The sequence below is a fragment of the Thalassospiraceae bacterium LMO-JJ14 genome, assembly GCA_021555105.2.
GTDB lineage: Bacteria > Pseudomonadota > Alphaproteobacteria > Rhodospirillales > Casp-alpha2 > UBA4479.
Window position 1 is genome coordinate 2,990,330 of the sequence record CP134604.1, and the last position, 12,705, is coordinate 3,003,034.

Below are 12,705 nucleotides of genomic sequence, written 5' to 3' on the forward strand. Positions count from 1 at the left end.
ATGCCCGTCCTTTTTCTCATCGTCGTTGTCGACCTGATCGGTTTTGGGATCATCATCCCGCTGCTGCCGTTCTATGCCGAGCATTATCAGGCCTCACCGGCTCAGGTCGGCCTTTTGATGGCCATATACTCGGCGGCACAGTTTATATCGGCGCCGTTCTGGGGCCGGCTCAGCGACAGGATCGGACGCCGCCCGGTGCTGCTGGGGACGATATTCGCCGCCGCGCTGTCCTATATCTGGCTCGCTTTCGCAGACACCCTGATCATGCTGTTCATGGCGCGTGCCGTCGGCGGGCTGATGGCCGGCAACATTTCAACGGCCTTTGCCTATGCCGCGGATAAAACAACCAAAGAAAATCGTGCCATGGGCATGGGCATGATCGGCGCTGCATTTTCCATAGGCTTTATCCTGGGGCCGGCACTTGGCGGCATTCTCGCGGGCGCCGATCCAGCATCCGCCGATTTCAAAACCCCGAGCCTTGCCGCCGCCGGCCTGTCGGCACTGGCCTTCCTGCTGGGCCTGTTCGTGCTCAAGGAAAGCCTGCCCGCCGAAGCCCGCGCCAAGATCGCCGGTCAAACGCGTACCGCCCGGATGAAGGCCCTTATGGATGCCCTCAAGACACCCGGCATCGGCATCCTGCTGATTCTCTCTTTTCTGGCAACTTTCGTTTTCGCCGGACTGGAATCGACATTCGCCATGTGGTCGCGCCGCCAGTTCGGGTGGGGTCCCGAACAAAATGGCTATCTTTTTGCCTTTATCGGGTTTTTTGCGGCCCTCATCCAGGGCGGTCTGATCGGCCGTCTGGCGGCCAGGTTCGGCGTTGAACGGCTGATCTTCTTCGGGGCGCTGGCCTTGAGTCTTGGTATGGCGTGCGTCCCGTTCGTCACCACGGTGCCACAACTTGTCGGCGCCATGACCATTGCCGCGATCGGCTTCAGCATTACCACCCCGGCCCTGAACACGGCGATCTCCGTCAAAGGCGAAGCCGATATCCAGGGCGGATTGATGGGCGTCACCCGATCCGCCACGACCCTGTCGCGCATGACCGGACCTGCCGTGGCAGGGGCCGCGTTCGGTTTTATCGGCCTGAATTCGCCGTATTTCTCCGGGGCCGTCATCATGTTGGGCGTGGCCCTGATCGCATATCTCGCGCTGCTGAAGGGCACGCGAAACAACTGATTTCAATTGCATGCAACAGCGGGCTTGAAACACAGCCAGCGACTGGGTATAAGGCCCGCCTGTTTCAAGCGGAGCGAAAGCCATGAAAAAAGATACGCACCCGGAATATCACGAGATTACGGTCCAGATGACCGACGGGACGACCTTCACGACGCGTTCAACCTGGGGGAACCCGGGCGACACGCTCAAACTCGACGTCGATCCGACGTCACACCCGGCGTGGACCGGCGTGCACCGCCTTCTCGACAGTGGCGGCCAGCTCGCGAAATTCAACAAACGTTTCTCGGGTATCGGCCTGAAAAACTAATACCACGTCCGGTAACGAACAATAACGCTCCTTCATCTTGAAGGGGCGTTTTTTGTTGCCTGACGTATACGCCGCAATGGGAATATTGCATTGCAAAATCAAATTGTTATCGGATTCCTATTTTGTTATTCTGATTTTTGGAAGCAACCGAATGGCCCACAGTGGCGATCCGGTTGTTAGGCGGTGAGCGAATACGACACATGTCGTATTCGTGAGGAGGTTTAGCGTGCCCGGGATTACTCAGTTCGAGGTCCAGGTCCAGCAGGGACAGCGGTGGAGCATTCACGCGCAGTTCGGTTCCTTTCAAAAGGAAGCCGCTGTCGAGGAAGCCCGCGGACTCGAACGCATGCCGGGCATCAGTGCCGTCAAGGTGGTCCGCGAGGTCTATGACCCGGATCGCGGTACATCCCAGGAATTCGTGATCTACAAAAGCGCCGGGGTATCGACGCTTGATCCGCATGAAACCGATGCCACCGATACATCCAAAAGCAAATCTGGCTGGGCCAGGGCAGAGGATGAGGATGCCGACGACGAAGAACTGTCCAACACCTTTTCTTCTCTGACCGATGACGACGCGCACAAGCGCCGCAAGAAAAGCAAAGGCAAGCCCAAGGAAAGCACGCTGACGCTTGTCGTCGTTAAGCTGTTGATGGTCGCTTTGATCAGCCTGACAATCGCCGGCTTTTTCACATTCATGGCGTCCAGCTTGATCAGCGGCAAGGTGCTGTTCGGCACGACCATGAAAGGCAATGCGGAATCCAATGTTCTGTTCGTCGTCTTCGTCGGCACGTTCCTGCTGTCGGCCCTGATGATGGCATCGAGCCTGCTGAAGAAAACCCAGATCAAGGACAACAAACCTCTGTTCAAGCCCAAGGCCGCAGCCGCACCACCGCGCAAGGTCAAGAAGGTCAAGAAAAAGCGGCGGAAAAAGGCTCCTGCGCCCGGACGCGACCTTGAAGGCGCCGACAGCAGCGGTGGCTCGGGAGACGATGCTGCTTCGAACGAGCGCCTGCGTGGTGAAATGGGCGGCGAGAAAGAAGGCGATGGCGGCGGGTCCACACCTCCCGGGGCGGACGCCAAGGGGACCCCGGGTTTGTCGCCTAAGGAAGAAAAGCAAAAGGCATTTATGATGAAGGCGCTCGGCGCCGCTCTTGAAGGGTCCAACTTCAACAAGGAGAAGCTGGATAACTTCAACAAGTTCGGCGTCAATCTGTGGGTTGCCGGCGCCACTGAGGCATTGATGCAAAGCCGCGGTATCGACCAGAAGGCCGCCAACAAGATCCTCGGCGACAGTGTCCAGGTGCTGGGCTACAAAAAATCCCACGCTGAAAATTTCGCCGGCAAATACGAAGAATACCTTCTCCAGGACAGCCGCTATATGCAGATGTTCCAGGCAGGCAGAAACGCCATGAACACCTTTATGACCGACGAGACGCATATCGCGCGGCACATGGACAGCGCGCTCGAAGAATGGAACAAGCCGAAGCAGAAGGAAGAACAGCCACGCGTTATCACCGTTCTGTTCACCGACATCGCCGGCTCAACGGCGATGACACAGGCGCTGGGCGATGCCGGGGCCCAGGAGGTCGTCAGAGCGCACAACCGCGTTGTACGGGAAGCCCTGACGCAATTCCGGGGCCGCGAAGTCAAGCACACCGGCGACGGTATCATGGCGTCGTTCGAACAGGCTTCCGACAGTGTCGAAGCGGCAATCATGATGCAGCGTGGTGCCAATGAGCATACCCAGGGCAATCCGAACCTGCCGCTATATCTGAAGATCGGCATTAACGCCGGTGAGCCGATCCAGGAAGACAACGACCTGTTCGGATCGACCGTGCAGATGTCGGCGCGTGTTGTCGACAAGGCACAAAAGAACGAGATTTTCGTGACCGACGTGGTCAAGGGGATCTGCTCGGGCAAGTCATATCGCTTCGTCAATCGGGGCGGCTTCGAAATGAAGGGCTTTGATGGTCCGGTGACGCTTTGGGAAGTCGATTGGCGTCGAGCGCAAGCCGCGGAATAACAAGAGCGCAAGCCGCGGAATAACAAGAGCGCAAGCTGTGAAATAGCGGCCCAGCCCCGGTTTCAGGCAGTCGTGCTGCCCCAGAATATCCGAAAAAAATCAATCTCGAACCCTTGCAGTACACCTCAGCAGGATTATCTGATTCATGGAAAGAGCGGATGCCGTTTGGGTTCGCTCTGCTTAACGGAGCCCGACATGGGGGCCGTATTGGCTGCTCACCTGAATATTCAGGGTGCGGGCTCATGATCAAATCGCTCAAAGGAGGATTTGCTATGCGTACGATCGACTTTTCACCCCTTTTCCGCCATTCCGTCGGTTTTGACCGCATGCAGCGTCTACTCGACGCCGCCGCCCAGACCGAACAGAACAACGCCTACCCGCCCTATAACATCGAACAGCTTGGCGAGAACGGTTACCAGATTACCCTGGCCATTGCCGGTTTCTCCGATAACGATATCGATATCACACTGACCGACCGCACCCTTGTCGTTTCCGGGAAGATGAACGACGGTGAGGAAGAGCGTACTTTCCTGCACCGTGGTATTGCCGGACGTGCATTTGAACGCCGCTTCGAGCTTGCCGACCACATTAAGGTCAAAGGTGCGAACCTTGAAAACGGTCTTCTGCACATCGCGCTTGAGCGTTCGGTTCCGGAAAGCGAAAAACCGCGCAAGATTGAAATTGCAGGCGCATCAGGCAACAAGGCAATCGAACAGAAAGCCGCCTGATACCCGCTTATCAGATTGAAAAAGGGCGCGCCCGCCATGCGGGCGCGCCTTTCGTTTTCTGGGCTTATTTGCCGTGGATACCGTGCATCTCGATACGTTCACGGATGGCTTCGGGGATTTGCACCGAGCGATGCGTATCCCGGTCGATGAAGACATGTACGAAATGACCGGTCGACGCCGGAATATCGTGTCCCTCGCCGAACAGGGCGATTTCATAAGTTACACTGGTGCCGCCGAGCCGGCCTGCTCTCAGCCCCGCCGTAACGGTTTCCGGAAAGGACAGTGGCCGATGAAAGCGGCAGAGCGATTCCACCACCAGCGGATAGCTGGGCGCATTTTGCCAATCGATTTCGAGCGGTCCCATGGTAAAGCGGACGACGACAGTTTCGATCATCCGGTTATATACGACGTTGTTCAGATGCCCGAGCATGTCGTTGTCCCCCCAACGGGTCGGGATATCCGTTCGGAACGGAAACTCGGAGATTCGCCAATCGAGATAATCGCTCATGCCCCGCCTCCCGTAACAATGCCTTCAAAGGCGCTGCGGATTTGTGGCGGGATCGGCACCGGTTTGTTGCTTTCTCGTTCGACGAAAACATGAATGAAATGTCCGGCCGCGCAGGCCTCGTTCTCGCCGTTGCGGAAGATTCCGACTTCGTAGCGTACCGACGAATTGCCAAGATGACCGAGCCGGAGACCGCAATCGATAAGGTCCGGATAGGCTACGGAGCGCGTATAATTACAGTGGCTTTCGACGACGACGCCGATCGTCGGAGCATTGTGAATATCAAGACCACCCTTTTCGATCAGGAAATAATTCACCACGGTATCGAAATAGGAATAATAGGTGACGTTATTGACATGTCCGTACAGGTCGTTGTCCATCCAACGGGTCTGCAGACTCAGGAAATACTTGTAATCGTCTCTGATCTCGATTTTCGCAGCAGCCATCACTTCTCACAATTCGCCTTGTCGCATATAATTTTGGGGGCCACCGGATGTCCGGTAGCCCCCATGTTTAATTGCCTCAACCCTGTAAAACTCGCCAGCAATCTTTTTTTTAATTGTGGCAGAATTAAAGCGATCTGCTTGCTCCACGTCAAGTGGGTCTTTTGCTTGAAAAATACTCATACATGTGGATGAAAAAGACCGCCCCCGGAGGGGCGGCGAGTTTTACAGGGAGGCGTCAAAGTGTGTGCCGGATTGCCCGGAACACCCTTAAAGCGTATCGCCGAGGCGTTAATTTTAGTTTAATAGATAGCAGTATAGGGACCTGTGATTCCCTTGCCTCTGAGGCGCGAAAGGCTTGATTTTGTTACCTGTATGGCTGGCCTGGACAATTATTCTGATCGGTTTCGTATTGCCGATGCTTCATGTTGCCCTCAGCCCTTCCGCGGGGCCGTGGCGGATGCCTGCGGGATCGCGGTGCCCGTTCAGTCCGCGTATTGGCTGGCTGGTTATCGTGCTTTTTCTGGGGCCGATCGGCTGGATCTTGTTCGTGACCCGCAAACAGCGCAGACCGACCTGAAATTTCAACGCTTAAAGAACTGCTCCGCGCCTTCACGGGCCGCCTGTTTGTGTTTGATGGCATCGCGGGTGCGGGCGATTTCCGCTTCCAGTTCCTCGATATATTCGCCCAAGGCCTCAATCGACATGATCTCAAGATCTTTTTTAGGCTGTTTCTGTTTTTTCGGTTCCAGGTCTTCGATATCCATCTGCCCCTCCCCAACACTGGTCCGGAATGTTAAAAGAGACCCCACCCCATGAACAAGCCCCATCGACAAGCCCCTGCGGGGTGTCACATCAAAGGCAGAGAACTGAACACATGAGCATTCCCACCGAGATGAACTGCATCGAAATCACAGAACCCGGCGGCCCCGAGGTTTTAAAGCCGGCAACGCGCCCGGTGCCGGCACCCGAGGCCGGAGAAGTACTGATCCGGGTGCAGGCCGCCGGCGTCAACCGGCCGGATTGCATCCAGCGCGAGGGCAATTACGCGCCACCGCCGGGCGTGACGGATATTCCGGGCCTTGAGGTTGCAGGCGAGGTTGTCGCCCTTGGCGGTGGCGTCACAGCCTTGAATGTCGGAGACAGCGTCTGCGCACTTGTTGCAGGCGGCGGCTATGGCGAATACGTCACGGCGCCGGTGCAGCAGGTCCTGCCGGTCCCGGGGGGGCTTTCCATCGTCGAAGCGGCGGCCCTGCCCGAGACCTGCATGACGGTATGGACCAACGTTTTCGAACGCGCGCATCTGTCAGCGGATGATACGCTGCTGGTTCACGGCGGCTCGAGCGGTATCGGCACCACGGCGATTCAGATAGCATCCGCGCTGGGATCAAGGGTCATGGTCACCGCCGGCAGTGCCGAGAAATGCCAAGCTTGCCTCGACCTTGGTGCCGAGCGTGCCGTGAATTACCGCGAAGAAGACTTCGTAGCCGCAGCCAAGGAATTCGGTGGCAAAGGCGTGGATGTCATCCTCGACATGGTTGGTGGCGATTACATAGCAAAGAACATCAAGGCTGCGGCACCGGATGCACGGATCGTCAACATCGCCTTTTTGCGGGGCGCCAAGGCCGAGGTCAATTTCATGCCCCTGATGCTGAAACGCCTGACCTTGACCGGCTCAACGCTCAGATCACAATCTATTGAACGCAAAGGCGAAATCGCCCGTCACCTGAAAAAGACGGTGTGGCCCCTGATCGAGGCCGGGCGAGTGAAACCGGTCATTTTCAAGGTCTTCCCGCTTTCCGAGGCCCGCGCAGCGCACGAACTGATGGAATCCAACGCGCATATCGGCAAAATCATGTTGAAGATCGCAGAATAAGCGTCTGTAAAAAATCGCGATGATGTTTTGACCCGGGGGCAACGGTGACGTTATAAAGGCGCCGAGTTTAACCGGAGTGCCATCCGGTCAATCCCTGATGTTCGAGAGGAAAGTGTTATGGCGCATCCATTGATGCCAAAGGGTACTGCCGTTTGGCTTGTCGATAATACGACACTGACATTCAACCAGATCGCCCAGTTCTGCGGCCTGCATGAGTTGGAAGTCCAGGCCATTGCCGACGGTGACGTCGCGGTTGGCATGCAGGGCCTCGATCCTGTCAAGGCCGGCGCGCTGACGGCTGAAGAGGTCGAGCGCTGCGAAGGCGATGTAAACGCGGTTCTGCAGATGGTCAAGCCGAACATTCCGCAGCCGAAAGTCCGACAGAAAGGCGCCCGCTATACGCCTGTATCGAAACGCGGCGACCGCCCGAATGCCATTTCGTGGCTGGTTAAAAATTATCCGGAACTGTCCGATGCTCAGATTTCCAAACTGATCGGCACCACCAAACCGACGATCATGTCGGTTCGTGACCGCTCGCACTGGAACTCGCCGAACATCAAGGCGGAAAATCCGGTTGGACTGGGCCTCTGCGCGGCAACCGATCTGGAAAAAGCCGTCGCCGTTGCCCGCGCGCGGTCGCGCACCGTGCATGCACCGAAAGCAGAACCGGCCCCGGCTGCGACCGAGATTCCGATTGCCGCACCGCCGGCCATGAATACGCCTGTTAGCGCCCCGGCAGATACGTCCGGTGAACCATCGGGCGAAAACTGATCGCCGCTGAACAGCAGACATAAAAAAAACGGCCGATCCAAGATCGGCCGTTTTTGATTCCATACCCTGAACAGGGTCAGTGTTCTTTCAGATACTCGATTACCGCCTTGCGCTCGTCTTCTTTTTTAAGCTTGAAGGCCATGGCCGAACGCTGACCGTTTTTGGCCTTGGTGAACTTCGACGGGTTTTCCAGATAGGCCATCAGGTCGTCTTCGGACCAGGTCCAGTCTGCGCCCTTAAGGCCCTTATAACGTTTATAGCCATCAGCCGTACCGGCCTTGCGGCCAACGACACCTGCCAGCGACGGGCCGACCTTGTGTTTGCCGGCTTCCAGGCTGTGGCACGCCTTGCATTTTTTGAAGACCTTCTCACCATCTGAGGCAGTCGCTGCGCCCGGCAAAAGGCTCAGCGTCAGTGCGCAAGTGGCTACACATCCAAGAAATAATTTCGTCATTTTCATCGTTTCAACCTTTATCCATTCGCCTTATCGGGACAGCATCCCGATACCAAGTCCCCCAGCGGGAAAACTAGCTAATCAGAGCTACGAAGAAAAGGATTCCCGCGTAAAAAATGTAAATACCGCTACCCTTCAAGAAGCTTCTGCGTGCAGACTTCCTCGATTGCCGCCGTCAGAACGGTCATAGCCGCCTTGATCTCGTCAACCCCCGGCAACGTCGGCGCAATACGGATATTCTTGTCGTAAGGATCGCGGCCATATGGATATGTCGCACCTGCCGGGGTGATCTTCACACCGGCATCGGCACAGCGTGCAATGACCTTGGAAGCACACCCGTCGAGCACGTCAACACTGACGAAATAACCGCCTTCCGGCTTGGTCCATGTCGCCAGACCGCTGCCGCCCAGGTGCTTTTCCAGCGCGTCTTCAACGGCGGCAAACTTCGGCGCCACGATCTCGGCGTGTTCTTTCATGTGCGCCAGTATGCCGTCCATATTCTTGAAGAAACGGACATGGCGGAGCTGGTTGATTTTGTCCGGTCCGATCATGGCATAGCCGATCTTGTCCAGATGGTCCTTGATGTTCTCGGGGCTGGACGCCAGCATCGCAACGCCTGCACCGGCGTGGGTCATCTTCGACGTCGAGCCAAGCACGATTGCCCGGTTCTTGTTTCCGGCTTTTTCACAGGCTTTCAGGATATCGGCCAGACGCGCCGGCCCATCGCCCAGATGATGCACAGCATAGGCATTGTCCCACATGATGCGGAAGTCCTTGGCCGCCGTCGGCATCGATGCCAAAGCCTCGACGGTTTCGTCCGTATAGGTTTCCCCCGACGGATTGGAATACTTCGGCACGCACCAGATCCCTTTGACCGATGTGTCGTCGGCAACGAGCGCACGTACCGCGTCCATGTCCGGGCCTTCCGGAGTCATATCGACCGTCAGCATTTCGATTCCGAGCCGTTCGCAAATCGCGAAGTGGCGGTCGTACCCCGGCACCGGGCAGATGAATTTTGCCCCCTGATCGCGCCATGCGCCCTCGCCGTCCGGCATGCCGAATGACATCGCATTCGACAGCACATCCCACATCATCGACAGGCTGGAATTACCGCCAACAATGATCTGCTCGGGTACGGTGCCGAGGAATTCAGCAAACAGGCGCCGCGCCTCGGGAATACCTGCAAGACCGCCATAGTTGCGAAGGTCGGTACCGTCCTCACCCGTGGTGTCGCCCGGCTGCACGGCAACCAGCAGATCGTCGCTGAGGCTGAGTTGTTCGGGTGACGGCTTGCCGCGCGTCATGTCGAGGCTGAGGTTTCGACCGCGCAGTTGCTCCATGCGACCGGCAGCGTCCTTGTGGCGTCCACGAATGACGTCAGGATCGGCGGCTTTCGTCAGGTCCATTTTCAATTCCTTTGCTCTTAACTTATTCGACATCCAGCGGATAGTTCTGCGGCAGCCGTCCACCATCGCAATAAATCGTCTCGCCGGTAATGTAGCTGGCATCGTCACTCGCAAGAAATACGCAGATCGAGGCGATCTCATCAGGTTCGCCGGGCCGTCCCAGTGGCGTCCGTGACAGCACGCGGCGGCGCGCCGCATCGTTGGCCATCATGGTTTTGCCCATCTCGGTCGCGATTGTGCCGGGGCCGACCGCATTGACGCGAATGCCGTGCGGTGCCAGCGACAACGCCATCGATTTGGTCAGCTGCAGGACACCGCCCTTGCACACCGTGTACGGGGTTGCCGATGGAATCGCCACAACGGCATTGATCGACGACATGTTGATAATGGTGCCGAAGCCCTGCTTGACCATCTGTTTCGCCGCCGATTGCCCGGCATAGAAAAAGCCGGTCAGATTGATGTCTATGGTTGTCGTCCAGTCTTCCTCGGTCAGTTCCAGGAAGTCCTTGGCAATCAGGATCGCGGCGTTGGACAGATGTACATCGACTTGGCCATAAGCCTCGACGGCAGCGGCAATCAGATCGTCGCAGTCCGATTTCTTGGAGACATCGCAGGCAAAATACATTGCCTCGCCACCGGCTTTACGAATGGCGCCGGCCACGCTTTCGCCCTTGCCGTCCTGAACATCGGAAATCACGACCTTGGCGCCTTCGCTGGCAAATCTGTGCGCGCAGGCCTCACCAATACCTTGTGCTGCGCCGGTTATGACGCAGACCTTGTCTTTCAATCGCATGCTGTTCCTCCGTTGCGGACACGTTCCGTCGCGGCATCAGCTGCGCGAAACGTAAGTTTTCATCGCCCGTGTATAACATCCATTTTCAGGCGAGGAAAAACGCTTCCGACAGGAGAACCGTGAAGTTTCGGTAAAAACAATGTCCCTGCCGTCTCGCGGCGGCCACTTTGCCGAACGACGCGGCTATTTCCGTTCCGATGCGTAACCGACGCCTTCCAGCGCATCCGTAATTTCGTCAAGGATTACCGGATCGTCAATGGTCGCCGGCATTTTCCATTCCTTGTTGTCGGCGATCGCCTGCATGGTGCCGCGTAGGATCTTGCCGGACCGGGTCTTCGGCAGGCGCTGCACCACGGTCGCCTGCTTGAAGGCGGCAACCGGACCGATCTTCTGGCGCACAAGCTGTACCACGTCCGAGACGATGTCGTCGGCATCACGCGTCACACCGGACTTGAGAACCAGGAAACCGAACGGCAATTGGCCCTTCATCTGATCCTCAACACCGATCACGGCACATTCGGCGACATCCGGGTGCGAGGCCAGAACTTCTTCCATCCCCCCTGTCGACAAACGGTGTCCGGCAACGTTAATGATGTCATCGGTCCGTGCCATAATGTAGATATAGCCGTCTTCGTCGAACATCCCGGCGTCCGCAGTTTTGTAATAACCGGGGTATTCCTCGAGATAAGCATCGATATAACGCTGATCGGCATTCCACAGCGTCAGCAGGCTCGATGGCGGCATCGGCAGCTTGACACAGATGGCGCCGATATCCCCCGCCGGCACAGGCTCATGCGTTTCTTCATGCAGAACCTGAACATTCCAGCCCGGCACCGGTTTCGTCGGCGAGCCCGGCTTCACCGGATATTCATGCAGCCCGAGGCAGTTGGACGCGATGGGCCAGCCGGTTTCCGTTTGCCACCAGTGATCGACCACCGGCACCTTCAGAACCTCAATCGCCCAATTGAGGGTATCGGGATCTGTCCGCTCTCCCGCCAGGAAAAGCGCATCAAGACTGGTGAGGTCGTATTTATTCAACAGTTCCGCATCCGGGTCTTCCTTGCGGATGGCACGGAAAGCCGTCGGTGCGGTAAACAGGGTTTTGACCTTGTGATCCGCAATCACCCGCCAGAATGCGCCCGCATCGGGCGTGCCCACGGGCTTGCCTTCATACAGCAAGGTCGTGCAGCCGTGCAGCAACGGTGCATAGACAATATACGAATGACCGACCACCCAGCCGACATCCGACGCCGCCCAGTAAACATCACCGGGATCGACGTTATAGATATTCTTCATCGACCATTGAAGCGCCACCGCATGGCCGCCGTTGTCGCGCACCACGCCTTTCGGCTGACCTGTTGTCCCCGAGGTATAGAGGATATATAGCGGATGGCTGGATTCCACCGGCACGCAGTCGGCATGTTCGGCTGCGTCACGGGCTTCATGCCAATCGATATGACGTACAGCCGTTACCTCTGCCTCGCACTCGGGCCGTTTCACCACCATGCAGAACTCGGGTTTGTGCTTGGCGGATTCTATCGCCTCGTTCAGCAAAGGCATGTACTCAATGACGCGGTTGACCTCTATGCCGCAGGTCGCCGACAAGATCGCCTTCGGCTTGGCATCGTCGATACGGACCGCAAGCTCGTTCGCCGCAAAACCACCGAACACCACGGAATGAATTGCGCCGAGCCTGGCGCAGGCCAGCATGGCAATGGCGGCTTCCGGGATCATCGGCATGTAGATAACGACGCGGTCGCCTTTTTCGACCCCTTCCGCCTTGAGCACGCCGGCAACACTCGCGACTTCCTCAAGCAACTCGATATAGGTGAATTTTTTGACGGTTCCGCCGGTCACCGGGCTGTCGTAAATCAAAGCCGTCTGATCGCCACGGCCGCTTTCGATGTGGCGGTCCAGACAGTTGTAGCACGTGTTCATCTCGCCGCCGGCAAACCAGCGGTAGAACGGCTTGTTGCTGTCATCCAGGACCTTGTCCCATTTCTTGGTCCAGGTGATGCCTTCAGCGGCATCCCCCCAAAACCCTTCCGGATCGTCAATCGAACGAGCGTAGGCTTCTTCAAAGGCATTGGTCATCATGATCTCTCCCGGTACGGCGCGTTTTGTTCATGAACCGCGCTCTTTAACTTGCCGAAGGTCTTCGGCATTATGCAAAAAAACAATTACGCGTGCACGCATCAAACATGCGTTTTACAGGGAGCC

General features: G+C 57.1%; 13 protein-coding genes. 6 read left to right on the top strand and 7 right to left on the bottom strand.

What is annotated here, in order from left to right; all coding sequences use genetic code 11:
• From L2D14_14155 to L2D14_14170, 4 genes are all read left to right on the top strand, one after another.
• The gene (locus tag L2D14_14155; protein WNJ99004.1) at positions 1-1,179 is read left to right on the top strand and encodes an MFS transporter; all 1,179 of its coding nucleotides are present in this window, start codon (positions 1-3) and stop codon (positions 1,177-1,179) included.
• 82 nt (positions 1,180-1,261) lie between these two features.
• Positions 1,262-1,486 carry a 50S ribosomal protein L31 gene (gene rpmE / locus L2D14_14160; GenBank protein WNJ99005.1) on the top strand — a complete coding sequence of 75 codons (225 nt, stop codon included), beginning with the start codon at positions 1,262-1,264 and terminating at the stop codon, positions 1,484-1,486.
• Positions 1,487-1,712: 226 nt separating this feature from the next.
• Entirely contained in the window at positions 1,713-3,509 is a 1,797-nt protein-coding gene (locus tag L2D14_14165) for an adenylate/guanylate cyclase domain-containing protein (protein WNJ99006.1), read from the top strand.
• A gap of 272 nt (positions 3,510-3,781) precedes the next feature.
• Positions 3,782-4,237, top strand: a complete 456-nt coding sequence (locus L2D14_14170) for an Hsp20 family protein (GenBank protein ID WNJ99007.1) — start codon at positions 3,782-3,784, stop codon at positions 4,235-4,237.
• Between the two features lie 64 nt (positions 4,238-4,301).
• Here the strand turns inward: L2D14_14170 and L2D14_14175 are convergent, their stop codons facing one another.
• From L2D14_14175 to L2D14_14185, 3 genes are all read right to left on the bottom strand, one after another.
• A complete protein-coding gene (locus L2D14_14175) occupies positions 4,302-4,745 on the bottom strand; it encodes a thioesterase family protein (GenBank protein ID WNJ99008.1) in 444 nt (147 codons plus the stop codon).
• Positions 4,742-5,188 (bottom strand): thioesterase family protein, encoded by a 447-nt coding sequence (locus L2D14_14180; protein WNJ99009.1) that lies wholly within the window; start codon positions 5,186-5,188, stop codon positions 4,742-4,744. Before L2D14_14180 ends, L2D14_14175 begins: the two co-directional genes overlap by 4 nt.
• Positions 5,189-5,769: 581 nt before the next feature.
• A complete protein-coding gene (locus L2D14_14185; protein WNJ99010.1) occupies positions 5,770-5,952 on the bottom strand; it encodes a DUF1192 domain-containing protein in 183 nt (60 codons plus the stop codon).
• 110 nt (positions 5,953-6,062) lie between these two features.
• On the opposite strand from L2D14_14185, the gene L2D14_14190 reads away from it, so the two are divergent.
• Positions 6,063-7,061 (top strand): NAD(P)H-quinone oxidoreductase, encoded by a 999-nt coding sequence (locus tag L2D14_14190; protein ID WNJ99011.1) that lies wholly within the window; start codon positions 6,063-6,065, stop codon positions 7,059-7,061.
• Positions 7,062-7,178: 117 nt separating this feature from the next.
• Positions 7,179-7,832: a DUF1013 domain-containing protein gene (locus tag L2D14_14195; protein WNJ99012.1), complete on the top strand. Its 654-nt coding sequence runs from the start codon at positions 7,179-7,181 to the stop codon at positions 7,830-7,832.
• 76 nt (positions 7,833-7,908) lie between these two features.
• Here the strand turns inward: L2D14_14195 and L2D14_14200 are convergent, their stop codons facing one another.
• The 4 genes from L2D14_14200 to L2D14_14215 form a co-directional block, all read right to left on the bottom strand.
• On the bottom strand, positions 7,909-8,286 hold the full coding sequence (locus L2D14_14200) for a c-type cytochrome (protein WNJ99013.1): 378 nt from the start codon (positions 8,284-8,286) through the stop codon (positions 7,909-7,911).
• 128 nt (positions 8,287-8,414) lie between these two features.
• Complete coding sequence (locus tag L2D14_14205; protein WNJ99014.1) at positions 8,415-9,692, bottom strand: aminotransferase class I/II-fold pyridoxal phosphate-dependent enzyme; 1,278 nt, start codon at positions 9,690-9,692, stop codon at positions 8,415-8,417.
• Positions 9,693-9,714: 22 nt separating this feature from the next.
• Positions 9,715-10,485 carry an SDR family NAD(P)-dependent oxidoreductase gene (locus L2D14_14210; GenBank protein ID WNJ99015.1) on the bottom strand — a complete coding sequence of 257 codons (771 nt, stop codon included), beginning with the start codon at positions 10,483-10,485 and terminating at the stop codon, positions 9,715-9,717.
• 183 nt (positions 10,486-10,668) lie between these two features.
• On the bottom strand, positions 10,669-12,579 hold the full coding sequence (locus L2D14_14215; GenBank protein ID WNK01688.1) for a propionyl-CoA synthetase: 1,911 nt from the start codon (positions 12,577-12,579) through the stop codon (positions 10,669-10,671).
• Between the last annotated feature and the right edge of the window lie 126 nt (positions 12,580-12,705).